25 protein-coding genes and 1 pseudogene are annotated in these 22,848 nt (G+C 71.0%); 10 read left to right on the top strand and 16 right to left on the bottom strand.

The features are described from left to right. The first annotated feature begins 62 nt into the window (after positions 1-62). On the top strand, positions 63-458 hold the full coding sequence (gene sodN, locus HNR57_RS13675; RefSeq protein WP_007491258.1) for a superoxide dismutase, Ni: 396 nt from the start codon (positions 63-65) through the stop codon (positions 456-458). An 81-nt stretch (positions 459-539) separates the two neighbouring features. Here the strand turns inward: sodN and HNR57_RS13670 are convergent, their stop codons facing one another. Next, positions 540-761 carry a hypothetical protein gene (locus tag HNR57_RS13670; RefSeq protein WP_184560090.1) on the bottom strand — a complete coding sequence of 74 codons (222 nt, stop codon included), beginning with the start codon at positions 759-761 and terminating at the stop codon, positions 540-542. Between the two features lie 16 nt (positions 762-777). Next, on the bottom strand, positions 778-1,932 hold the full coding sequence (locus HNR57_RS13665) for an inorganic phosphate transporter (protein WP_184560088.1): 1,155 nt from the start codon (positions 1,930-1,932) through the stop codon (positions 778-780). A gap of 104 nt (positions 1,933-2,036) precedes the next feature. On the opposite strand from HNR57_RS13665, the gene HNR57_RS13660 reads away from it, so the two are divergent. Then, positions 2,037-2,795, top strand: a complete 759-nt coding sequence (locus HNR57_RS13660) for a VOC family protein (protein WP_184560086.1) — start codon at positions 2,037-2,039, stop codon at positions 2,793-2,795. Positions 2,796-2,862: 67 nt separating this feature from the next. Here the strand turns inward: HNR57_RS13660 and HNR57_RS13655 are convergent, their stop codons facing one another. The 7 genes and pseudogenes from HNR57_RS13655 to HNR57_RS13625 all read right to left on the bottom strand — a co-directional run bounded on the left by HNR57_RS13655 (position 2,863) and on the right by HNR57_RS13625 (position 9,009). Then, positions 2,863-3,102, bottom strand: a complete 240-nt coding sequence (locus HNR57_RS13655) for a hypothetical protein (RefSeq protein ID WP_246554491.1) — start codon at positions 3,100-3,102, stop codon at positions 2,863-2,865. 10 nt (positions 3,103-3,112) lie between these two features. Next, positions 3,113-4,333 (bottom strand): RNA polymerase sigma factor, encoded by a 1,221-nt coding sequence (locus HNR57_RS13650; protein ID WP_184560085.1) that lies wholly within the window; start codon positions 4,331-4,333, stop codon positions 3,113-3,115. Positions 4,334-4,361: 28 nt separating this feature from the next. Beyond that, positions 4,362-4,775, bottom strand: coding sequence for a YciI family protein (locus HNR57_RS13645; protein WP_184560083.1), 414 nt, complete (start codon positions 4,773-4,775; stop codon positions 4,362-4,364). Positions 4,776-5,162: 387 nt separating this feature from the next. Then, positions 5,163-5,345, bottom strand: a pseudogene (locus HNR57_RS13640) (dihydrofolate reductase family protein); the annotation flags it as partial. Positions 5,346-5,353: 8 nt separating this feature from the next. Beyond that, entirely contained in the window at positions 5,354-5,962 is a 609-nt protein-coding gene (locus HNR57_RS13635) for a GNAT family N-acetyltransferase (protein ID WP_184560082.1), read from the bottom strand. A gap of 359 nt (positions 5,963-6,321) precedes the next feature. Then, on the bottom strand, positions 6,322-7,491 hold the full coding sequence (locus HNR57_RS13630) for a family 2 encapsulin nanocompartment cargo protein polyprenyl transferase (protein WP_184560080.1): 1,170 nt from the start codon (positions 7,489-7,491) through the stop codon (positions 6,322-6,324). A 111-nt stretch (positions 7,492-7,602) separates the two neighbouring features. Next, positions 7,603-9,009 (bottom strand): family 2B encapsulin nanocompartment shell protein, encoded by a 1,407-nt coding sequence (locus tag HNR57_RS13625; RefSeq protein WP_184560079.1) that lies wholly within the window; start codon positions 9,007-9,009, stop codon positions 7,603-7,605. A 256-nt stretch (positions 9,010-9,265) separates the two neighbouring features. Between HNR57_RS13625 and HNR57_RS13620 the strand changes: the two genes are divergently transcribed. Next, positions 9,266-10,174 carry a 1-aminocyclopropane-1-carboxylate deaminase/D-cysteine desulfhydrase gene (locus tag HNR57_RS13620; RefSeq protein ID WP_184560077.1) on the top strand — a complete coding sequence of 303 codons (909 nt, stop codon included), beginning with the start codon at positions 9,266-9,268 and terminating at the stop codon, positions 10,172-10,174. 49 nt (positions 10,175-10,223) lie between these two features. Here HNR57_RS13620 and HNR57_RS13615 read toward each other — a convergent pair whose 3' ends face one another. Next, positions 10,224-11,822, bottom strand: a complete 1,599-nt coding sequence (locus tag HNR57_RS13615) for a Na+/H+ antiporter (protein WP_184560075.1) — start codon at positions 11,820-11,822, stop codon at positions 10,224-10,226. 62 nt (positions 11,823-11,884) lie between these two features. Here HNR57_RS13615 and HNR57_RS13610 point away from each other — a divergent pair, with 62 nt between their 5' ends. From HNR57_RS13610 to HNR57_RS13600, 3 genes are all read left to right on the top strand, one after another. Beyond that, positions 11,885-12,145 (top strand): UBP-type zinc finger domain-containing protein, encoded by a 261-nt coding sequence (locus HNR57_RS13610; protein WP_053672413.1) that lies wholly within the window; start codon positions 11,885-11,887, stop codon positions 12,143-12,145. 260 nt (positions 12,146-12,405) lie between these two features. Continuing rightward, the gene (locus tag HNR57_RS13605; RefSeq protein WP_003992877.1) at positions 12,406-12,819 is read left to right on the top strand and encodes an ATP-binding protein; all 414 of its coding nucleotides are present in this window, start codon (positions 12,406-12,408) and stop codon (positions 12,817-12,819) included. Positions 12,820-12,836: 17 nt separating this feature from the next. After that, positions 12,837-13,973 (top strand): RNA polymerase sigma factor SigF, encoded by a 1,137-nt coding sequence (locus HNR57_RS13600; RefSeq protein ID WP_184560417.1) that lies wholly within the window; start codon positions 12,837-12,839, stop codon positions 13,971-13,973. Positions 13,974-13,976: 3 nt separating this feature from the next. Here HNR57_RS13600 and HNR57_RS13595 read toward each other — a convergent pair whose 3' ends face one another. Further along, entirely contained in the window at positions 13,977-14,417 is a 441-nt protein-coding gene (locus tag HNR57_RS13595) for a hypothetical protein (RefSeq protein ID WP_184560074.1), read from the bottom strand. 116 nt (positions 14,418-14,533) lie between these two features. On the opposite strand from HNR57_RS13595, the gene HNR57_RS13590 reads away from it, so the two are divergent. Together HNR57_RS13590 and HNR57_RS13585 are read left to right on the top strand one after the other, a co-directional pair. Continuing rightward, positions 14,534-15,502: a diacylglycerol/lipid kinase family protein gene (locus HNR57_RS13590; RefSeq protein ID WP_184560073.1), complete on the top strand. Its 969-nt coding sequence runs from the start codon at positions 14,534-14,536 to the stop codon at positions 15,500-15,502. A gap of 319 nt (positions 15,503-15,821) precedes the next feature. Further along, positions 15,822-16,079 (top strand): WhiB family transcriptional regulator, encoded by a 258-nt coding sequence (locus HNR57_RS13585; protein ID WP_003992873.1) that lies wholly within the window; start codon positions 15,822-15,824, stop codon positions 16,077-16,079. Between the two features lie 189 nt (positions 16,080-16,268). On the opposite strand, the gene HNR57_RS13580 is transcribed toward HNR57_RS13585, so the two are convergent. Together HNR57_RS13580 and HNR57_RS13575 are read right to left on the bottom strand one after the other, a co-directional pair. Then, positions 16,269-17,735 (bottom strand): sensor histidine kinase, encoded by a 1,467-nt coding sequence (locus tag HNR57_RS13580; protein ID WP_184560415.1) that lies wholly within the window; start codon positions 17,733-17,735, stop codon positions 16,269-16,271. A 351-nt stretch (positions 17,736-18,086) separates the two neighbouring features. Further along, positions 18,087-18,788, bottom strand: coding sequence for a TetR/AcrR family transcriptional regulator (locus HNR57_RS13575; RefSeq protein ID WP_184560072.1), 702 nt, complete (start codon positions 18,786-18,788; stop codon positions 18,087-18,089). 98 nt (positions 18,789-18,886) lie between these two features. Here HNR57_RS13575 and HNR57_RS13570 point away from each other — a divergent pair, with 98 nt between their 5' ends. Next, the gene (locus HNR57_RS13570) at positions 18,887-19,639 is read left to right on the top strand and encodes an SDR family oxidoreductase (protein ID WP_184560071.1); all 753 of its coding nucleotides are present in this window, start codon (positions 18,887-18,889) and stop codon (positions 19,637-19,639) included. 108 nt (positions 19,640-19,747) lie between these two features. Here the strand turns inward: HNR57_RS13570 and HNR57_RS13565 are convergent, their stop codons facing one another. Next, positions 19,748-20,821: an SIS domain-containing protein gene (locus HNR57_RS13565; RefSeq protein WP_184560070.1), complete on the bottom strand. Its 1,074-nt coding sequence runs from the start codon at positions 20,819-20,821 to the stop codon at positions 19,748-19,750. A 345-nt stretch (positions 20,822-21,166) separates the two neighbouring features. Between HNR57_RS13565 and nagB the strand changes: the two genes are divergently transcribed. Next, positions 21,167-21,952: a glucosamine-6-phosphate deaminase gene (gene nagB / locus HNR57_RS13560; RefSeq protein ID WP_184560069.1), complete on the top strand. Its 786-nt coding sequence runs from the start codon at positions 21,167-21,169 to the stop codon at positions 21,950-21,952. Between the two features lie 61 nt (positions 21,953-22,013). Here the strand turns inward: nagB and HNR57_RS13555 are convergent, their stop codons facing one another. Then, positions 22,014-22,559: a hypothetical protein gene (locus HNR57_RS13555; RefSeq protein ID WP_184560068.1), complete on the bottom strand. Its 546-nt coding sequence runs from the start codon at positions 22,557-22,559 to the stop codon at positions 22,014-22,016. After that, a complete protein-coding gene (locus tag HNR57_RS13550; protein WP_062929004.1) occupies positions 22,556-22,804 on the bottom strand; it encodes a helix-turn-helix transcriptional regulator in 249 nt (82 codons plus the stop codon). Before HNR57_RS13550 ends, HNR57_RS13555 begins: the two co-directional genes overlap by 4 nt. Positions 22,805-22,848 lie beyond the last annotated feature (44 nt).

The raw sequence follows: 22,848 nt of genomic DNA, 5'->3' as shown, positions 1-22,848 counted from the left end.
AAAGCCGTCCCTCACGGAGTAATGTCCCCTGTGAGAAGACGATCACGAGGAAGGAATGCTCCATGCTTTCCCGCCTGTTTGCCCCCAAGGTCAAGGTCAGTGCCCACTGCGACCTTCCCTGCGGTGTGTACGACCCCGCCCAGGCCCGCATCGAGGCGGAGTCGGTGAAGGCCGTACAGGAGAAGATGGCCGCCAACGACGACCCGCACTTCCAGGCGCGCGCCACCGTCATCAAGGAACAGCGCGCCGAGCTCGCCAAGCACCACGTCTCGGTGCTCTGGAGCGACTACTTCAAGCCCCCGCACTTCGAGAAGTACCCGGAGCTGCACCAGCTGGTCAACGACGCTCTGAAGGCCCTCTCGGCCGCCAAGGGCTCGACCGACCCGGCCACCGGCCAGAAGGCGCTGGACTACATCGCCCAGATCGACAAGATCTTCTGGGAGACCAAGAAGGCCTGATCGCCTTCGCACGGCGAAGGGGCCCGACCGAGAACCGGCCGGGCCCCTTCGTCGTACGCGCTGCCGGTGGAACCGGTCGGCCTAGTGAAACTGAGGGACGATCAGGTAGATCCCGTACGCCACCACGGCCGCGCAGGCGAGGAAGCACAGGGTGGCCTGGGTGAGGCCGAGGGCGTGCTGGGCGCGGGTGTCCTCCGGGCGGGCGAGGCCGAGGACGCCGAGGGCGAAGACGACGACCACGGCGACGGTCGCGCCGAGGCTCACCGCGGCGACCTGTCCGAGTGCGTTCCAGTCCAGATGCATGTCCGTTCCCCGTCGTTCAGGCGGCCGCGCCGACCTTGGCCGGCGGCTCGGTGCGAATGCTGACGCCGTGTGCGTCGTTGACGTTGTGTGCGTGCACCGGGTTGCGGCGCGAGACGACCACGATGCCCGTGGCGAGGGCCGCGCCGACCAGCGCGACGACCGCCGTACCGGGGTCCCCGCCGTGCTGCACGACCGCGGCCGCCAGCCCGCCGACCAGTGCGGCGGCGGGCAGGGTGATCACCCAGGCGACCGCCATCCGGCCCGCGACGCCCCAGCGGACCTCCGCGAGCCGGCGGCCGAGCCCCGCGCCGAGGATGCTGCCGGAGGCCACCTGCGTGGTGGACAGGGCGAATCCGAGGTGGGCGGAGGTCAGGATGACGGTCGTGGAGGCGGTCTCGGCGGCGAACCCCTGCGGCGACTGGATCTCGGTCAGGCCCTTGCCCATCGTGCGGATGATCCGCCAGCCCCCGAGATACGTGCCGAGGCCGATGGCGAGGCCCGCGGACACGATGACCCACAGGGGCGGGCCGGCGTCGTGGCCGAGCGCGCCGGCCGAGATCAGGGTGAGGGTGATGACGCCCATGGTCTTCTGCGCGTCGTTCGTGCCGTGGGCGAGCGAGACGAGCGAGGCGGAGGCGACCTGGCCGATGCGGAAGCCCTGGGTGACGGAGTCCTTGCGGGCCCGGTCGGTGAGCCGGTAGGCGAGGTAGGTCGCGAGCAGCGCGGCGACTCCGGCCACGACCGGCGAGGCCACCGCCGGTACCAGCACCTTCTCCACGACCTTGCCGAAGTTGACGCCGTGACTGCCCGCCCCGACCCAGACGGCCCCGATCAGCCCGCCGAACAGCGCGTGCGAGGAGCTCGACGGGAGACCGACCAGCCAGGTCAGCAGATTCCACAGGATCGCGCCGATCAGCCCCGCGAAGATCATGCCCGGGGAGACGAGGGTGTCGTCCACGATGCCGCCGGAGATGGTCCTGGCGACCTCCGTGGACAGAAAGGCACCGACGACGTTGAGGACACCGCTGATCAGGACCGCCGTACGGGGAGGGAGCGCGCCGGTGGCGATGGACGTGGCCATCGCGTTCGCCGTGTCGTGGAATCCGTTGGTGAAGTCGAAGGCCAGTGCGGTGACGATGACGACCGCCACGAGGAACGTGATGTGGTCCATTCCTGAATGCAAACAAGCGCGGGCCAATGGACGGGGAACGGTGCGGCAAAGGCTGGTCAAGGTTCACGCAGGTGGCGGTGGCGCCTCCCTCTACGATCGCGCCCATGAGGATCAGCTGGACGTACGCCTTCATCGACCGCCCGCGTGACGCCTTCGGCCCCGCCTGCGACTTCTGGACGGCGGTCACGGACACCCGCCTGTCCGAACTGCGCGGCGAAGACGACGAGTTCGTCACCCTGCTCCCCGACGGCGCCGACGCGTGCGTGAAGGTGCAGGCGGTGGGTCCGGGGCCGGGCGGTGCGCACCTCGACTTCTGCGTGGACGACGTAGCGGAGTTCGCCTCCGCGGCGGTACGGCTCGGCGCGGACGTGGTGGCCGACCTCGGGTCGCTCGTGGTGCTGCGCTCGCCCGGCGGGCAGTTGTTCTGCGCGGACCCCTGGCGCGGGCAGTCGTCCCGCCCGGGCGTGGTGCGGGGCAGCCGGCTCGACCAGGTGTGCCTGGACGTCCCGCCCTCGGCCTACGACACGGAAATCGCCTTCTGGAGCGGCCTGCTCGACGGCTGGGAGTCGCTGCCGGGCTCACTCCCGGAGTTCCACGTGGTCAAGCCGCCGCCCGGCCTGCCGATCCGTCTGCTCCTGCAACGCCTCGGCGCGGAACGCCCGGCTTCCGCCCACCTCGACCTCGCCTGCGCGGACGTCGCGGCGACCCGGGCGTGGCACGAGGAGCTCGGGGCCGTCTTCGTGGCCGGCTTCTCCGGCTGGACGGTCATGCGCGACCCGGCGGGCGGCACGTACTGCCTGACGACCCGGGATCCGGTGACGGGCGTGCTGCGGGGCCAGGGACTTCCGACGGATGCCGTCTGAGGAGGTGCAGCGTTCGGTGCGTGCGCCCGGTGCGGCCGGAGTGCGAGCGGGGCGGCGCGGCGATCCGTCAGTCCCTCTCGGTGTACGTCCCGTACGCGCAGGCCGCGGTCCCGGCGTCCTCGGGCGTCGGGCAGGGCGGCAGGTCCGGTGGCTCGTCGGGATTCGTCTGCTCCCAGACGTACGGCCCCCCGGGCTCGGCCGAGTCCTGCATCCACAGCGTCAGCCCGCCCGCGACGGCCACGACCAGCGCCCACCCGATCAGCGCGCCGCGCCACATCGTGCGACGCCGCTCCCCCGGTATGCCCATGCCTCACACGCTACTGGGCCAACCGCGCCGCCCGGGCCCGGAGGTAGCGCTGCTCGGGCAGGCTCAGGGTCTGTGCGGCCGCCGACTCGTAGGCGGCCCGGGCGGCTTCCGGCTCGCCCACCCGCTCCAGCAGATGACCTCGCACGGCGTCCAGGCGGTGCCCCTTCAACTCACCGGCCAGGGCGTCCACTTCGGTCAGGCCCGCACGCGGGCCGTGGACCATGGCGAGGGCGACCGCGCGGTTGAGGCGTTCGACCGGGCCGGGGACCATGCCGACGAGGACGTCGTACAGGCCCAGGATCTCGGCCCAGTCGGTCGACTCGGGCGAGGACGCCTCGTCGTGCACGGCGGCGATCGCGGCCCGCAGCTGGAACGGGCCCGGGCGACCCCGGGACAGGGCCCCGGTGACCAGCGCGACGCCCTCCTCGATCGCCTCCCGGTCCCAACGGCCGCGGTCCTGCTCGTCGAGGGGGATCAGCTCGCCGCGCGGACCGCTGCGCGCGTCGCGCCGGGCGTCGGTGAGCAGCATCAGCGCGAGCAGACCGGCCACCTCGCCGTCGCCGGGCAGCAACCGGTGGACCGTGCGGGTCAGCCGTACGGCTTCGCCTGCGAGGTCGCGGCGCTGGAGCGCGGCGCCGGACGTGGCCGTGTAACCCTCGTTGAAGATCAGGTAGAGGGTCTGCAGGACGGACGGCAGCCGCTGCTCCCAGCGGTCCGGCCGGCCGAAGCGCACACCCCGCACCTTCTGCTTGGCCCGGCTGACGCGCTGGGCCATCGTCGCCTCCGGGACCAGGCAGGCCCGCGCGATCTCCGCGGTGGTCAGACCGCCCACGGCACGCAGCGTGAGCGCGATCTGCGCGGGCGGCGACAGGTCCGGGTGGCAGCACAGGAACAGCAGCGAGAGCGTGTCGTCCTCGCGGGGCGCCCGCTCCCCCGGGGGCGGCGCCGTGAAGGCGTCCCGGGGCGTGAGCGCGGCCGCCCGTTCCTCGCGCTGCCGCCGGGCCTGGTCACTGCGCAGGGCGTCGGTGAGCCGCCGCGAGGCGACCTTGATCAGCCAGCCGCGCGGATTGCCGGGCACACCTGCCGAGGGCCACTGCGCGGCTGCCGCGAGCAGCGCCTCCTGCACGGCGTCCTCGGCGGCGTCGAAGTGCCCGTATCGTCTGACCAGCGCACCGAGGACCTGCGGCGCGTCTCGGCGCAGCAGGTCCTCGATCTCCGGTGGGTTCCTCACCAGTCGTCCGCCGGCGTCGGCCGGTTCGTCAGATGTCCCCGGAACCGTCCATGATCGGACGGATCACGACGGGGTAGTCGGGGGCGCCGGCCGGCTGGGGGCAGCGGGCGACGCGGTCGGCGATCTCCGTGACCCGCTCCAGGCTCTCGCATTCGAGGACCCAGTAGCCGGCCAGCAGCTCCTTGGTCTCGCCGTACGGGCCGTCGGTGATCACGGCCTTGCCGTCCTCACCGAGGGTGACGTGCCGGGTCTGTGCCGGCTCGGCCAGGCCCTGCCCGTCGACGAGCTCGCCCGTTTCGGCCAGATCGTCGTTGATGGCGCCCATGTAGGCGAACATCGTCTGCAGCTCCTCCTCGCTCCAGGCCGGGGAGTGTGCCGACGCCTTGCCGCGCATGGCTTCGTAGTCCGCCTGTGTGCCCTGCACCATGACCAGGTACTTCATGAGTCCGCTCCTTCGGCTGTCACCGCCCCGGTGGGCGGCTCTTCACAGGGGACGTCGGAGCCGGGCCGCGTATCTCGACACGGGCTCAGGGATTTTTGGCCGCGGTGTCTCCGGGAGCCGGTTCGGGCGGGATCGTGGCAGGTGGGGCGGTTTCCCCGGCGGCCGAGGGGGCTTGTCCGGACCGGGTGCCTCCGGCGGTGTGGCCGCTGTCGGCGCCCTCCGCCTCGTAAGCCCCGCACTCGGGGTTGCGGCACGGGCCCGCCACCCAGAGCGGGACCCAGGCGCCCAGCGTCTTGTGACGCCGGACGACCGTTTCCACTGGCTGTCCGCAGTCGGGACAGACGTGCTCTTCGCTGCCCATGTCCTCAGGGTAGGCCGGTCGGGGGCTCAGCGCTCCCTGCTGTACGTGCGCACCGACTCCAGGGTGAACTCCGAGATCGCGAATCCGGAGCCGGACATCGGCATGCCCGTGCCGTACACGAGCGGGTAGGTCTTGATGACGAGCTCGTCGACCTCGTCGAACAGCTCGCCGGCGACCTTCGAGCCGCCGCACAGGCAGGTGCCGAACTCCCGGCGAGCTAGGCGGGCCGGTGGGGCCTGGGCTCGCGCCACATGGGCCACATCGACGGGCCGTCCGGCAGGTCGAGGGCCGGACCGGCCGGCTCGAAGCCCAGGCGCTCGTACAGGCGGCGGCTACGGGCGTTGCTGGCCTCCAGGTAGGCGGGCAGCCCCTCACGGTCGCAGCGGTCGAGGACGGTCTCGATGAGCACGGTGCCGAGGCCCTCGCCCTGGCGGCCGGGGGCCACACCGATCATCCAGAGGTACTCGTGGGCCCGCCCGGTGGGATGGATGGCGGCCGTCAGCCGGCCGATCCTCTCCACGCGCTCGTTGTCCGGGTCGACGGCCTCCCGCACCTGAGCCGGCCCTTCGTCCTCCGCATCGTGCCCCTCGTCGGCGGGGACGGGGAGCCACAGCGCGCAGGCCGAGCCGTCCTCGGTGACGTCTATGCGGCCGGCCGCGAGCACGATGTCGGTGAAGGCGGCCATGAGCCGGGGGTGCTTGGCACGGCGGTCCTCCGCGCCGGGAAAGACCCAGCCGCTCACGGGGTCGTCCTGGAACGCCTCGTCCAGAAGCCGGACGATCAGCTCCCTGTCCCCTTCGCCCGCCGTCCGGATGGCCACACCCATGCCGCGCCCCTTCGCTCGTCCCGACGGGCGTTGATCGTAGGGGCGTTGACCCTCGCGGAGGGGTGCGAGCCGGATCTTGGCGGGATCCGATCGAACATTTGCCCAAACTCGACGGATGCCGTGAGGTGGCGGGCCCCGCACACCGTGGGGCAGTGCGGGACCCGCCGACCGGAGACCGGTGGCCGTGCGGGGTCAGGAGCCGCACGGCCCCGGCACTCCGGGGCCCTGCCCTCCGGTCGCCCGAAGGGGTGTCGCTGGTGCGGGCGGTCTCCTGCCGTTGCCGACGGACCGCTCACTGCTGCGGTCCGTCGACTGCTGGAGCCCGTTGAAGGCTGGAGCCCGTTGACGGCTGCGGTCCGTCAATTGCTGTGCCGTGTCACGAACTCGGCAAGGGCCAGCAGGCCGCCCGCCGCCTCCGGGTCCGGCACCGCCCGGGCCAGTTGCTGCATCGCCCGGGCCATCCGGTCGGCCGCCTGGTCCTGCGCCCAGTCACGGCCGCCCGCGCGCTCCACGATCGGGGCGATGTCGTCCAGGTCCTCCTTCTCGCTGGTCCGTGCGTACAGTTCGGCGAGTTCGGCCGCCGCCGGTGTGCCGGAGGCGAAGGCCGCCACCACCGGCAGCGACTTCTTCCGGGCGGCCAGGCCGGCACCGGCGGGTTTGCCGGTGCGGCACGGGTCGCCCCATATGCCGATGACGTCGTCGATGAGCTGGAAGGCGAGCCCGGCCTCCCTGCCGAACGCGTCCAGTGCCGCCACTTCTTCGTCCGAGGCACCCGCGTACAGCCCGCCGATCGCGCACGCGCTCCCGATCAGGGCACCCGTCTTGGCCTCCGCCATGGAGAGCACCTCGTCGAGCGTGACCTCTCCGGGGGCGCACCGCTCCATGGCCGTGTCCGCGTGCTGACCCGCGCACAGTTCCACCACGCAGTCCGCGAGCCGGGCGGCGGCGGCCGGGGACGCCGGGTGCGGATCCTGGGCGAGCAGCCGCAGGGCCAGCGCATGCAGGGTGTCCCCGACGAGGATGGCGTCGGCGTCGCCGAACACCGTCCACGCGGTGGGGCGGTGGCGGCGGGTGGTGTCCGGGTCCATCACGTCGTCGTGCAGCAGGGTGAAGTTGTGCACCAGTTCCACCGCTGCGGCGGCCCGAGCCGCCCCCGCCCGCGCCTCGGGCCCACCCAGGGCGGCCGCCGCGGCGAGGACCAGCGCCGGCCGGATCGCCTTGCCGGAGCCCCCGTCCGCCGAGATGCCGTCGGCCTGCTCCCAGCCGAAGTGGTGGAGCGCGACCCCGCGCATCGGCCCGGGCAGCGAGCCGATCGCGGCCCGCAGCACCGGATCGACCTCCGCCCGGGCCCGCTCCAGCAGCATGACCGCCTCGTGCCCTTGGGCCGGTCCCGGCCCGCCGTGCCTCTGTGTCCCGATGCCCCCCTGCCCTTCCGGAGCCCCGGCCGGCTGCCGGGGTTCGACGCCGCGCAGCCCACCGCGGGCGGGCAGCGTCGTCCCCCTCCTGGACCGCGTGAGGGACTCACCCATGGGACCGCCTCGGAGAATGAGCGGACGGTGGCGCTTCCGCTGCCGCTGGGCCCGTACCCCGAGGGTGTACCCGCCCGGGCGGGCGGGGACACGGCCGGCGTGCCGGGAGCGTCACCGCCAGCGGCCGATCTCGACGTTCTCCAGGACTCCGAGCGCGTCCGGTACCAGGACCGCGGCCGAGTAGTAGGCCGTGACCAGGTATTTGATGATGGCCTGTTCGTTGATGCCCATGAAGCGGACCGACAGGCTCGGCTCGATCTCGTCGGGGATGCCGGAGGCGCGCAGGCCGATGACGCCCTGGTCGGCCTCGCCGGTACGCAGGGCGATGATGGACGTCGTACGGGCGTCCGAGACCGGGATCTTGTTGCACGGGAAGATCGGCACACCGCGCCAGGTCGGGATGCGGTTGCCCGCCATGTCGATGGTCTCGGGGACCAGCCCGCGCTTGTTGAGTTCGCGGCCGAACGCGGCGATGGCGCGCGGGTGGGCGAGGAGCATCTTGGTGCCGCGGCGCCTGCTGAGCAGTTCGTCCAGGTCGTCCGGTCCGGGCACGCCGTCGTGCGGCTGGATCCGCTGGTCGTATTCGCAGTTGTGCAGGAGACCGAAGTCGCGGTTGTTGATGAGCTCGTGCTCCTGGCGCTCCTTCAGCGCCTCCACCGTCAGCCGGATCTGCTGCTCGGTCTGGTTCATGGGCTGGTTGTAGAGGTCGGCCACGCGTGTGTGGATGCGCAACACGGTCTGGGCGACGCTCAGTTCGTACTCACGGGGCCGGGCCTCGTAGTCGACGAAGGTGTGCGGGATGTCCGGCTCGCCGGAGTGGCCGGAGGAGAGGTCGATCTCCTTCTCGCCGTACTTGTTGGAGCGCTGCGAGGGGATCGAGCGGCGCTGCTGGAGGTGCTCGCGCAGGGTGTCCGAGCGCTCCGCGATCTGTTCGAACTCCTGGCGGGGCAGCACGAGTACGGTGCACGCGGTGAGGGCGCGGGCCGTGTACTCCCAGATCGCGTCCTCGTTCAGGAGCGCGTCGTCGCCGAAGTAGGCGCCGTCGGCGAGGACTCCGAGGGACTCGTCCTCCCCGTACGGTCCCGTGCCGACCTTCTCGACCCTGCCGTGCGCCAGGAGGTACACCTCGTCGGACGGGCTGCCGAACGAGGCGATGACATCGCCCGCCGGGATCTCCCGCTGCTCGCAGCGGCGGGCGATCTCGAAGAGCACCTCCTCGTCCTCGTACGACCGCAGCGCCGGCAGCTCGCCCAGTTCGGCGGGGATGACCTCGACGCGGTCGCCGGTCTTCACGAACGTCAGCCGGCCGTCGCCCACGGCGAAGGTCATCCGCCGGTTCACCCGGTACGTGCCACCCTGGATGTCGACCCACGGCAGCATCCGCAGCAGCCAGCGGGAGCTGATCTCCTGCATCTGTGGCACGGACTTGGTCGTGGTGGCCAGGTTCCGCGCTGCCGCAGTGCCGAGACTCTGCTGCGGCTTGGTCTGCTCCGTGCGGACCTCTTCGCCTACCGACATAGAGAACTGCCCTCCCGGTTGTGGCCGACACCCATACGCCCCGGGCATCGATGTGCACGAGCAAGCCTTCCTCACTCAACGTCGCGGTGCTATTACACGAAAGAGCGGGAATGGATCTTTGCGCCGCTGGGCAGAGGGGGCCCGTCACGGCGTTCGAAGGCACCCGCGTCCAAGCAAGGGATCGGGTGTCCGGCCGCGGAGCCTCGCCTCGGTCCCCGGGCCCTCTGCCTCCACGCTCCCGGGTGACAATGGCCCGGTGACCAGCCCCGACACCCCCGGACTCGCCGCGCTGCGTCCCCGGCTCCCCTCGCCGTTGCAGGAGGTCGTGGACGGCCGGTTCGAGCGCCGGGGTGTGCGGCTGCTGCTGAAGCGGGACGATCTGATCCACCCGGAACTGATCGGCAACAAGTGGCGCAAGCTCGCGCCGAACCTGACAGCGGCGGCCGGCCGGACCGTCGTCACCTTCGGCGGAGCGTGGTCCAACCATCTGCGCGCCACGGCCGCGGCCGGCCGACTGCTCGGCATCCCGACGGTCGGTGTCATACGCGGCGACGAGCTGGCCGGCCGGCCCCTCAACCCCTCGCTGGCCCGCTGCACGGCGGACGGCATGCGGCTGCACTTCGTCGACAGGGCGACGTACCGCCGCAAGGCCGAGCCGACGGCCCTGGCCGGCATCCTGCGCGCGGCGGACGCCGAGGAGGCTTACGTCGTCCCCGAGGGCGGCAGCAACGCCGAGGCGGTGCGGGGCTGCCGGGCGCTCGGCGTCGAGCTGCGCGGGCGCGCCGAGGCCGTCGCCGTGGCCTGCGGCACCGGCGGCACGCTCGCGGGGCTGGCCGCCGGTCTCGCTCCCGGCCAGCGCGCCCTGGGCGTGCCGGTGCTCAGGGGCGGCTTCTTGACCGCCGAGACGGAAGCCCTGCAGCGCGAGGCCTTCGGTGGCCGCCGCGGCACCTGGAGCATGGACGACCGCTTCCATTTCGGCGGCTACGCGCGCGTGCCCGCCGAGCTCGACGCCTTCGCGGCGGACTTCGAGCAGCGGCACGGCCTGCCCGTCGAACGGCTCTACGTCGCCAAGCTGCTGTACGGGCTGGTCACCCTGGCCGGTGAAGACGCCTTCCCGCGCGGAACGGCGGTGGCGGCCGTGGTCACCGGCCGCCCCTTCCCCTGAGGTGTCGCTCCGTCTCCTCTGAGGTGTCGCTCCGTCTCCTCCGAGCCGGTCACGCGGCTTCCCGGAAGGCGGCCGCCTCCTCCAGGTCCAGCCTGCGCAGCAGGGTCCGCAGCATCTCGTCGTCGATGTAGCGGCCGTCCCGGAGCCTGACGAACACCTCGCGCTCGGCGCTGATCATCTCCCGCGACAGCCGCCGGTAGGTGTCGTCGACGGACTCGCCGGTGATCGGGTTGGCCTGCCCGAGCCGCTCCCAGACGGCGTTGCGGCGGCGCTCCAGGACGATGCGCAGCCGGTCGGCGAGCGGGGCGGGCAGGGCGTTGCGCTCGTCGGTGAGAAGCTCGTCCAGGCGCCGTTCGGCGGCCCGGGAGGCCTGCGCCTGGGCGTTGGCCTCGGCGAGCGTCTCGGTCTGGGCGTCCCGCCCGGGGAATTTCAGCAGCCGGATCAGCGGGGGCAGCGTAAGGCCCTGCACGACCAGGGTCCCGATGACCGTCGTGAAGGTCAGGAAGAGGATGAGGTTGCGCTGCGGGAAGGGCTCCTCGCCGCCGTGCATGGTGAGCGGGATCGAGAAGGCGATGGCCAGCGAGACCACGCCCCGCATCCCGGCCCACGCGATGACGAACGGTCCCTTCCAGCTCGGGTTCGGCTCCCGTTCCCGCACCCGGGCCGACAGCAGCCGCGGCAGGAAGGTTGCGGGGTACACCCAGACGAACCGGGCCGCGACGACGACCAGGAAGACGGCGACCGCGTACCAGGCGGCTTCGACGCCCTCGTACTCCCCGAGGCCCTTCAGGACCACCGGGAGCTGCAGTCCGATCAGCGCGAACACCGCCGACTCCAGGACGAAGGCGACCATCTTCCAGACCGCCTCCTCCTGCAGACGCGTGGCGAAATCGACCTCCCACGCGCGGTGCCCCAGATAGAGCGCCACGACCACGACCGCGAGGACGCCGGAGGCGTGCACCTGCTCGGCGACGGCGTACGCGACGAAGGGGATCAGCAGGGAGAGCGTGTTCTGCAGCAGCGCCTCCTTCACGTGCGTGCGCAGCCAGTGGATCGGCGCCATCAGCAGCAGGCCGACCACGACGCCGCCGATCGCCGCGAGCAGGAACTCGCCGATGCCCCCGGCCCAGGTCGCGCCCTCGCCGACGGCGGCGGCCAGGGCCACCCGGTAGGCGGTGATCGCGGTCGCGTCGTTCAGCAGGGACTCGCCCTGGAGGATCGTGGTGATCCGCGACGGCAGTCCGACCCGCCGGGCCACCGCCGTCGCCGCGACCGCGTCCGGGGGTGCCACCACCGCGCCGAAGACCAGGGCCGCGGTCAGCGGCATGTCCGGCACGATCACGTACAGGGCCCAGCCGACCACGAAGGTCGCGAACAGCACGTACCCGACGGACAGCATCGCGACGGGCCGCAGCTGCGCCCGCAGGTCGAGGTAGGAGCTGTCGGTGGCGGCGGTGTGCAGCAGCGGGGGCAGGATGAGCGGCAGGACGATGTGCGGGTCGAGCGTGTAGTCGGGCACCCCCGGGACGTAGCTGACCGCCAGTCCCACGGCCACCAGCAGCAGCGGCGCCGGCACCGGGGTACGCCGCGCGGCCGCGGCGATCGCGGCACTCCCCGCCACGAGCAGCAGCAGTGGCATCACGTCCATCGTTCTCGCCCGCCCTCATTTTTCGACGCGGTCTTCCGCCCGACCGTCGTAACCTGGCAATCATGAAACAGTGCACGCACGCCGACGCGCTGCCGCACCCCGAACCCGGCCCGCTCAGCGAGACGTGTCCGGAGTGCTTGGCGGAGGGCATGGATCCGGTGCAACTACGGCTGTGCCTCAGCTGCGGTCACGTCGGCTGCTGCGACTCCTCGCCGGGACGGCACGCGGCGGAGCATCATAAGGAGTCCGGTCACCCCGTGATGCGGACCCACGAGCCTGGGGAGACCTGGCGTTGGTGCTTCGTCGACCACGTCCTGGTGTGACGCGACAGGACCCCGGCGCCGGACGGTTCGACCGTCTGACGTCTGGGTACGTCAACCCGGCGCGCGCTCTTCCCTTTTGGGCCCGCCCAACCCCTAGACACGGAGCGTATCCACAGGTTTACTGTGAGTGACGACAAGGGGTTGGGGTCCCGGGGACAGGACCGTCAAGAGCGCGATAGCGTCACCGCTGAACCACGTATCGCGTTACCCCGGGGGGCGACCCTCGGCCCTGAAACGCTTGTACCACCATGGAGGTGAGGGTGTCCCAGATCGCAGGCGAGCCCGCGACCCAGGACTTCGTGGAAGTCCGGCTGCCGGCCGCGGGTGCCTACCTGTCGGTGCTGCGTACGGCCACGGCCGGTCTCGCGGCCCGTTTGGACTTCACCCTCGACGAGATCGAGGATTTGCGCATCGCGGTCGACGAGGCCTGCGCGATCCTGCTTCAGCAGGCCGTGCCCGGCTCGGTGCTCAGCTGTGTCTTCCGCCTCGTCGACGACTCGCTCGAGGTCACCGTCTCGGCACCCACCACGGATGGCCATGCCCCGTCGCGGGACACCTTCGCCTGGACGGTCCTGTCCGCTCTCGCGGGCAAGGTCTCCTCGGCCGTGGACAAGGACAAAACCGTTTCGATCAGCCTCTACAAACAGCGCGGCGCGGGACCCGGGCCGGCGTGAGGAGCGAGGACGGGCCGGTGCGGGACGAAGAGCGCGGCACACGAGAGCTGCCGGCCGGGGGCACGGGCACCAGCGGCCCGAGCGGTGCCCGGCGCATGGCGGACGGCATCGACGGCATCCCCGAGCAGGCCCGCCCGCATCCCGAGGACGACTCCACGGGGGCCGTCCTCCCGGGCGGCGGGCGGCCGGACCGGGACGGTGCCGTACGGAGCGCGCCTCCGGGCGGGGGGATCACCGCATCCCCGGCCCAGGGGGGTCCCCCCACTCGCGAGGAGTCGAGAGTGGCGGAGGAGGCGAGGGCTCGGGGAAGGGCGACGGGCGGGACGATGAACGAGCACGAGCGAGACTCCGAGGATCAGGCGCCGCGCGCACACCACGCGTCAGGTGCGCAGCACGGCTCTCCGGATCGCAGCGGTGCGCGCGAGATGTTCCTCAAACTGCGCACCCTGAGCAGCGGCAGCCCCGAGTACGCGGAGCTGCGCAACCAGCTGGTCCGGATGCATCTGCCGCTGGTGGAGCATCTCGCACGCCGCTTCCGCAACCGGGGCGAGCCGCTGGACGACCTCACCCAGGTCGCCACCATCGGCCTCATCAAGTCGGTCGACCGATTCGACCCGGACCGCGGCGTGGAGTTCTCGACGTACGCGACCCCGACGGTCGTCGGCGAGATCAAGCGGCACTTCCGCGACAAGGGCTGGGCGGTGCGCGTCCCGCGCCGGCTGCAGGAGCTGCGCCTGGCGCTGACCACGGCCACGGCCGAGCTCTCGCAGCTGCACGGCCGCTCCCCCACGGTCCATGAGCTCGCGGAGAAGCTGGCGATCTCGGAGGAGGAGGTCCTGGAGGGTCTGGAGTCCGCCAACGCGTACTCCACGCTGTCCCTGGACGTCCCCGACACCGACGACGAGTCCCCGGCGGTAGCGGACACCCTGGGCGCGGAGGACGAGGCGCTGGAGGGCGTGGAGTACCGGGAGTCCCTCAAGCCGCTGCTGGAGGATCTCCCACCGCGTGAGAAGCGGATCCTGCTGCTGCGGTTCTTCGGCAACATGACCCAGTCGCAGATCGCGCAGGAGGTCGGCATCTCGCAGATGCACGTCTCCCGGCTGCTGGCGCGCACGCTGGCTCAGCTGCGGGAGAAGCTCCTCGTCGAGGAGTGACGGCTACTTCTCCAGGTTGCCGGGCCCGCGGATCCCGAGGGCCCGGGTCGTCTCGGGGTTCACCAGCAGGACGAGCGACGCCACAGCCACGACGGCGAGTGCGATCCCGGCCGGAATGGCCATGCTGTCGGCCTGCAGCAGGTTGTAGGCCACCGGCAGCGCCATGAGCTGGGTGATGACGGCCGGGCCGCGGCTCCAGCTGCGGCGGCAGAGCAGCCCGCGCGCGGCGAGCAGTGGCAGCAGCGCGAGCACGACCAGCGTGATGCCTCCGGTCACGGCCTGCTGCCGGTCGTCCGGATGGCCCGTGAGGCCGAGGACGAGGATCCAGACGCCTCCGACGACCAGCGCGAGCCCTTCCAGTGCGGCCAGCAGCGCGGCGTACGTCAGACGCCGGGGGCGGGGGCCGGTGGTTTCCTCGGTGGTGGGGGTCTGCTCACTGCTCACCCCTGAAGGGTAGCCCCCGTCGCACACGCCCCCTGTGGTGCCGTTCACCTCCTGTCTCTTACCTGATCCCTACCTCGGTATGGGCCCGGTACCACCCAGTAGGTACGCTGCCAGTCATGCGTGCACTTCTCGTGGTCAATCCGGCGGCAACCACTACGAGTGCGCGCACACGCGACGTACTGATCCATGCGCTCGCCAGCGAGATGAAGCTGGAGGCGGTCACCACCGAGTACCGCGGTCACGCGCGCGACCTGGGCCGGCAGGCGGCGGACAGTGACGACATCGATCTCGTGGTGGCCCTCGGCGGCGACGGCACGGTCAACGAAGTGGTCAACGGCCTGCTGCACGCCGGTCCCGCCCCGGAGCAGCTGCCCGGCCTCGCCGTGGTCCCGGGCGGCTCCACCAATGTCTTCGCCCGCGCCCTGGGCCTGCCCAACGACGCCGTGGAGGCCACCGGCGCCCTGCTGGACGCGTTGCGCGACGGCAGCGAACGGACCGTCGGCCTCGGGCTGACCTCGGGCACGCCGGGCACGGAGGACGAGGCGGTGCCGTCCCGGTGGTTCACCTTCAACTCGGGGCTCGGCTTCGACGCCGGTGTGGTGGGTCGTGTGGAGCAGCATCGCGAGCGCGGCCGGAAATCCACACACGCTCTTTACGTGCGCCAGGTCGTGCGCCAGCTCCTCGGTGAACCGAACCGCCGCAACGGGACGATCACGCTGGAGCGGGCCGGCGAGGATCCGGTCACCGATCTGGTGCTGTCCATAGTCTCGAACACCTCGCCCTGGACGTTTCTGGGGAATCGCCCGATCTACGCGGCGCCTAAAGCCTCGTTCGATACCGGGCTCGATCTCTTCGGTCTCAGCCGCCTCTCCACCGCGGCTGTTGCCCGGTATGGCACCCAGTTGCTCACTTCGTCCCCCGAGCGCGGACCCCATGGCAAGCACGCCACCTCTCTGCATGACTTGACAGAGTTCACCTTGCATTCGAAGGTCCCGCTCCCCCTCCAGATGGACGGTGACCACCTGGGGCTGCGGACAAGCGTGACGTTCACAGGCGTACGCCGTGCACTGCGTGTGATTGTGTGAGCAGAACTGGCTAAAGTCCTTTCACTCGAACGTTTAGGCCAGGATCCACCCCATGGAAGTACGGCTGTGACCTAGTCGACACCGAAGAATCAAAAAAAACTTTCCAGAAGGGGTTGTATCCGCCGCTGAGGTTTGCGAGTCTCTACGTGGCGATCGGGACGGCCCGCAAGACCGGCCTCCACTGATCACCAGAACCCCTCTCCAACTCACAGGACCTTCGTCAGGGAACCTGACGGTCGGCCCTTCACTTGTTGAGGGATTCGTGAAAGCGTTCACATTCACAAGCACCTGCACGTAATACCAAGGAGAGGTAGCAGCCATGGACTGGCGTCACAACGCCGTTTGCCGCGAGGAAGACCCCGAGCTCTTCTTCCCCATCGGCAACACCGGTCCTGCGCTGCTGCAGATCGAGGAAGCCAAGGCCGTCTGCCGTCGCTGCCCGGTGATCGAGCAGTGTCTGCAGTGGGCGCTCGAGTCCGGCCAGGACTCCGGCGTCTGGGGTGGTCTCAGCGAGGACGAGCGCCGTGCCATGAAGCGCCGCGCCGCCCGCAACCGGGCTCGTCAGGCCTCCGCCTGACAACCCACCCCTGCTGACAGCCTGAGCTTGGCGGCGCGTACAGCGAGTACGCATCTCCCGCCCCCGAGCCGCAGCGCGCAGTTCCCCCGATGCGCTTAGTTAAGCAGCAACGAGCTTTAGCCCCGGGCCACTTGGTGGCCCGGGGCTCATTGCTTTTCCGGCCCCTGTGCCGGGATTCCGAATGCCCCGCTACTTCTGTGACCGCACCGGGATGTCAAGGATCACGCGGGTGCCGCGCTCCGGGGCCGGGACCATGTCGAAGGTGCCGCCCAACTCCCCCTCCACCAGGGTCCGCACGATCTGCAGGCCGAGATTGCCGGCGGTGTGCGGATCGAACCCTTCCGGCAGGCCGACCCCGTCGTCCTGGACCGTGACCAGCAGTCGGGCCTCCTTGGTCGTGCCGCCGCGGACCGCCGAGACCTCGACCGTGCCGGTGTCGCCCTCACGGAAACCGTGCTCCAGCGCGTTCTGCAACACCTCGGTCAGCACCATAGACAGCGGCGTGGCGACCTCGGCGTCGAGGATGCCGAAGCGGCCGGTGCGCCGGCCTGCGACCTTGCCCGGGGAGATCTCCGCGACCATGGCCAGCACACGGTCGGCGATGTCGTCGAACTCCACCCGCTCGTCCAGGTTCTGGGAGAGCGTCTCGTGCACGATCGCAATCGATCCGACGCGCCGCACCGCCTCTTCGAGGGCCTCGCGCCCGCGGTCGGACTCGATCCGCCGGGCCTGCAGGCGGAGCAACGCAGCCACCGTCTGGAGGTTGTTCTTGACGCGGTGGTGGATCTCCCGGATCGTCGCGTCCTTGGTGATCAACTCACGCTCACGGCGGCGCAGTTCGGTGACGTCACGGAGCAGGACGAGGGAACCGATGCGGGTGCCCTTCGGTTTGAGCGGAATCGCACGGAACTGGATGACCCCGTCACTGGCCTCGATCTCGAACTCGCGCGGCGCCCAGCCGCTGGCGACCTTGGCGAGCGCCTCGTCCACCGGGCCCCGGGTCGGGGCGAGTTCGGCGGTGGTCTTGCCCAGGTGCTGCCCGACGAGGTCGGAGGCGAGGCCGAGCCGGTGGTAGGCGGACAGGGCGTTCGGGGAGGCGTACTGGACGATGGCGTCGGCGTCGAGTCGGATCAGGCCGTCACCCACCCGGGGCGAGGCGTCCATGTCGAGCTGCTGGTTCGCGAACGGGAAGGACCCGGCGGCGATCATCTGCGCGAGGTCGGAGGCGCTCTGCAGATAGGTGAGCTCCAGGCGGCTCGGGGTGCGCACGGTGAGGAGGTTGGTGTTGCGCGCGATGACACCGAGGACGCGCCCCTCCCGCCGTACGGGGATCGACTCGACCCGGACGGGGACCTCCTCTCGCCACTCCGGGTCGCCCTCGCGCACGATGCGGCCCTCGTCGAGGGCGGCGTCGAGCATCGGCCGGCGGCCGCGCGGGACGAGATGGCCCACCATGTCGTCCTGGTACGAGGTCGGGCCGGTGTTGGGACGCATCTGGGCGACCGAGACGTACCGGGTGCCGTCGCTGGTGGGGACCCACAGGACCAGGTCGGCGAAGGAGAGGTCGGAGAGCAGCTGCCACTCCGAGACCAGCAGGTGCAGCCACTCGAGATCCGTGTCGTCGAGGGCGGTGTGCTGGCGTACGAGTTCGTTCATGGAGGGCACGTGTGCGAGCGTACCCGGGGGTTCGTACGGCCCTGAAACACCCGCGGGCCGCGGCGCCTGAGAGGGACCCTCAACCCTCCCGGCACCGCAGCCCGGAGCAACATCGGCCGTGGGGTGTGCGGTCCCGGTCGGCCGAGGATGAGGAGCCGGGGCAGTCAGGGCAGAGAGCCTCGGTTCCTCGGTCCGCCTTCCTGTGCGGGGAAGACGGAGGCTGGTGCGCGTTGCACACGCGCTCTCGTAACGCATTGTGGACTAGACCACTTATGGGTGTCCATGCGTGGGAGGCTGTTCGTTGTTGTCATTTCTGCGACACGTCGGACGCTCCGGCGTCCAGCAGGCAGCCTAACCCGTGTGGGTTCCTGTGCGGGGCCAGATGGACAGGGCAATTTCCGCGACCGCCTCCAGTTCCTCCCGGCTCGCCCCGTCGCGTGCCTGTTGTGACATGCCCTGGATCATCGCCCCGGTGTGCCGGGCCAGGGCCGCGGCGTCGGTCGCCGGCGGCAGCACACCGGCGGCGACGTCAGCCCTGATACGGCTCTCGAACGCGGCGATGTTGGCGTTGCGGCGGTCCCGCAGGGACTCCTCCACCTCGGGGGTCGAGCAGTTCGTGGCCGCGTGGACGACGAGACAGCCGTGCGGGTGGCCGGGTTGCGTGTACGCGGTGGCGGCCTCGCGCAGGGTGCGCTCGACGGCGTCCCGGGCGGTGGGCTCTTCGGCGAGGGCGCGGTCGGTGAAGGATCCGTACCTGGTGCCGTACACGCGGACGACCTCCTCGAAGAGGGACCGCTTGTCGCCGAAAGCCGCGTAGAGGCTGGGCGCTCCGATGTCCATGACGCGGGTGAGGTCGGAGACGGACGTGGCCTCGTAGCCGTGCTCCCAGAAGGCGAGGAGGGCCTTCTCCAGCGCGGTCTCACGATCGAAGGAGCGGGGGCGCCCGCGGGACTTGGTCCTGGCCTTGCCGCCGCCGGCAGCTTTCTCGGCGGCTCCCGCGTTCGCGGCGTCAGACCCCGTCCGGGCCTTCGCGGCTGCGTCGTCGTTCACCATGGGGTGCATTTTATAGCGGGCACTAGAGAAATGACGCCGGGCTGTTGTACGGTCATTTCTGTAGCGACCGCTAGATAAATGAGAAGGGGGGCGCCGTCATGGGCGTGCTCACAGGCAGGACGGCACTCGTCACGGGGGCGAGCAGGGGCATCGGGCGAGGAATCGCCGAGCGACTGGGGCGCGACGGCGCTCGGGTCGCGGTGCACTACGGCAGGAACGAGACGGCGGCGAAGGAGACGGTCGCGGCGATCGAGAAGGCCGGGGGTTCGGCGTTCGCGCTGGGTGTGGAGCTGGGAGTGCCGGGGGACGCCGAGGCACTGTGGGCGGAGTTCGACCGGCACGCGGACGGGCTGGACATCCTGGTGAACAACGCGGCGATCGGCAACACACGGCCGATCGGGCAGTTGGAGGAGCGGGAGTACGACGAGGTCTTCGCGGTGAATGTGAAGGCGCCGTTCTTCATCCTCAAGCACGGCATGATGCGTCTGCGGGACGGCGGCCGGGTCGTCAACATCTCGTCGGGGCTGGCCCGGACGGCGGCGATGCCGGACAACATGGCGTACGCGATGACGAAGGGTGCGCTGGACGTCTTCTCGCGCGACCTGTCCAAGGTGCTGGGGAGCCGGGGCATCACGGTGAACTCGGTGGCCCCGGGGATCATTGACACCGACAACACGGCAGCCCTGCTGCACGGCAGTCCCGACGGCTGGGCGAAGGCCGCGGCGCTGTCGGCGCTGGGCGGAGTGGGCGAGCCCGCCGAGGTCGCCGACGTGGTGGCGTTCCTGGTGTCGGACGGGGGGCGGTGGGTGACGGGCAGCTGGGTGGATGTGACGGGGGGTTCGCTCACGTAGCCGTCGGAGGGCGAATGAGGGGGCAGCGGTGGATGCGGAGACCAGGTCGGGGGCTGCGGATGTGGCGATCAGACCGTGTCGCCGGTCCGGGCCTCAGTACCCCCGCCCTCAGCGAGTCTCCGTCACCTTCGCCAGCGCCCGGGGCGCGTCCGGGTCCTGGCCCCGGGCGATGGTGACCTCGTAGGCCAGGAGCTGGAGCGGGATGATCTCCAGCATGGGCTGGACCTCCTCGGCCACGTCGTCCGTGGGAAGGACGAAGCCGGCCGAAGCCTGCTCGACCTGGTGCCTGGGGCCGATGACGACGAGGTCGGCGCCGCGGCCACGCAACCGGTCCAGGACGGGCTGGAGCGCTTCGCCGCCCTTGCCGTCGGTGACCACGGCGATGACCGGGGAGACGTTGTCGACCATGGCGAGCGGTCCGTGCAGCAGGTCCGCGCCGGAGTAGGAGAGGGCGGGGATGTAGCTGGTCTCCATCAGCTTGAGGGCGGCCTCCTTGGCCGTGGGGTAGCCGTAGCCGCGGGACGTGATCACCATGCGCTCGGCGAAGCGGTAGCGGGCGGCGAGGATGCGCACCTCGTCCTGCCGGGCGAGCAACTGCTCGGCGAGCTCCGGAAGCACCTGCGCAGGCGCGCCGTCGCCTCCGCGCAGGCCCTCGACGAAGAGGTAGAGAGCGAGAAGGGAGGCGGTGTAGGTCTTGGTCGCGGGAAGAGCCTTCTCCGGTCCGGCCATGATGTCGATGTGGTACTCGGAGACGCCGGCGAGCGGTGAGTCCGGGTTGTTGGTGACGGCCAGCGTGATCGCGCCGGCCTCGCGGGCGGCCCGGGTGGAGGCGACCAGGTCGGGAGAGCCGCCGGACTGGCTGACGGTGACGACGAGGACGTCGGTGAGGTCGGGCCGGGCGCCGTAGGCCGTGGTGGTGGACATCGAGGTGAGTCCGCACGGCAGGCCGAGCCGGATCTCCAGGAGGTACTTGGCGTACAGCGCGGCGTTGTCGGAGGTGCCGCGGGCGGTCAGCAGCACGAAGCGGGGCGCGCGGGCGGCGATGCGCCGGGCGACGTCCTGGATGGCGGGGGCACCCTCGGACAGGATCCGGCGCAGGACGGCGGGCTGCTCGGCCATCTCACGGGCCATGGTCCGGCCCGGCAGCTCACTGAGGGGGTCCGGTGTGGCGGCGGCGGTCATGGCTGGTCCTTCCAGGAGCGCGGGCTGGGCGGCTGCAGACCCCATTCCACTCCCCCGGACCGGGCAGCGCCCATCCTGGAGGCCCTGTATCCGCATCCCGCGCCTTGCGCGGAGCGGCGATGTCCCGCGCCCGCGCCGCTTCGCCCTGCTCCACTTCCCGCTCCAAGCCCTGAGCGGGAAAGTTCACCCCGTGGCGACCTGGTCGGCACGCGGGCGCTGCCCGTGCGGGAACGGCGTTGCTCACCCTGGGAGGGACAGGACCGCTCTGTTAGATTGGTCTAAACCACACGACCCCCTCCAGGTCCAGTCCCAGTTGAGCACTCCTCTCAGATCGGCAGGCCCAGCGTGGAAGTTGTCATCGTTCCGGACGCCAAGGCGGGCGGCGAGCTCATTGCCGAGGCCATGGCCCAGCTGCTCGGCCGCAAGCCCGGCGCCCTGCTCGGCGTGGCCACCGGCTCGACGCCGCTGCCCGTCTACGAGGCCTTGGCGGCGAAGGTGCGCTCCGGTGCCGTGGACGTCGGGCGGGCGCGGATCGCGCAGCTCGACGAGTACGTGGGGCTGCCCGCCGATCATCCGGAGTCGTACCGCTCGGTGCTGCGGCGCGAGGTGCTGGAGCCGCTCGGGATCGGGATGGACCAGTTCACGGGCCCGGACGGCACGGCGGAGGACGTGCAGGGGGCGTGCGAGGCGTACGACAAGGCACTGTCGGACGCGGGGGGTGTGGACCTTCAGCTGCTCGGGATCGGGACCGACGGGCACATAGGGTTCAACGAGCCGTGCTCGTCGCTGGCTTCGCGGACGCGGATCAAGACGCTGACGGAGCAGACCCGGATCGACAACGCGCGCTTCTTCGACGGTGACATCGACCAGGTGCCGCATCACGTGATCACGCAGGGCATCGGCACCATCCTGGAGGCCCGGCATCTGGTGCTGCTCGCCACCGGTGAGGGCAAGGCGGACGCGGTCGCGGCGACGGTGGAAGGGCCGATCGCCGCGGTGTGCCCCGCGTCCGCGCTCCAGCTCCACCCGCATGCGACCGTCGTCGTGGACGAGGCCGCCGCGTCGAAGCTGAAGCTGGCGGACTACTTCCGGCACACCTACGCCAACAAGCCGGAGTGGCAGGGAATCTGAGGCATCCTGCCGGACCGGGCAGTGCTGTCGCTCCCCTGCGGCCCGACCCGCGCGGCGGGTTCTAGGGGACCAGGGCCCCGGGCTCCACTACGTCGTCGTCGGCCGGCTCGTCCTGGGCGCGCCAGCCGGCCACCCACAGCGGCATCACCCAGTGCACGACGAGGACGGCGATGAGCAGGGGCGCGGCGTAGGCCTTCGGGGCGTCTCCGGCGGTCCCGCCCATGATCAGCAGGGTGACCGCCGTCGCCGCGAGGAGCAGCGTCGTCACGCGGTGGGCCCGGGCCAGGACGCGGCTGCGTTCCGCCGACTGGCGCTCGTCCAGCGCGCGTTCGCGCAGTTCCAGCAGGCCCCGGGTGGCGCCGTTGATCACGCCGGTCGCGACCATCCAGGGGAGCAGCAGCACCGCCGTCACGGCCACGGTCCACAGCGGCTCGCCCTCGGCGAGGAACATGTGGGTCATCACACCGCCGATGGCCAGGGTGAGGGTGAGATGGGCGGCGACGGCCAGGCGGCGGCGTGCTGCCGTGGCGTACCAGGCCGCTGCGCGGCGGTCGTTCATCAGCCACAGCATGCTCCGGTCGTAGCGGGTCAGGCGTGTCGTCGTCATGGCTGTTTCCTCCCGTAGACCTCGTCCGTGAGCGGCCGGAACGGTTCGAGGGAGAACAGGGCCTCGACCGGCAGACCGAAGAACTTCGCGATCTTCAGCGCCAGGTCGAGGCTCGGGTTGTACTGCCCCCGCTCGATGTAGCCGATGGTCTGGTAGTGGGCTCCCACTGCCTCGGCCAGGCTCTGGCGCGACACCTTGTGTTCGGCGCGCACCACGGCCAACCTGTTGTGCACCTGCTCGCTCATATATAAGAAGTACTACATTCGGATGCATGCTTACAACCGCAGTC

Origin of the sequence: Streptomyces paradoxus, assembly GCF_014202475.1 — a bacterium.
In the GTDB taxonomy this organism is placed as follows: Bacteria; Actinomycetota; Actinomycetes; order Streptomycetales; family Streptomycetaceae; genus Streptomyces; species Streptomyces paradoxus.
This window is presented reverse-complemented; position numbering and strand designations above follow the sequence as displayed.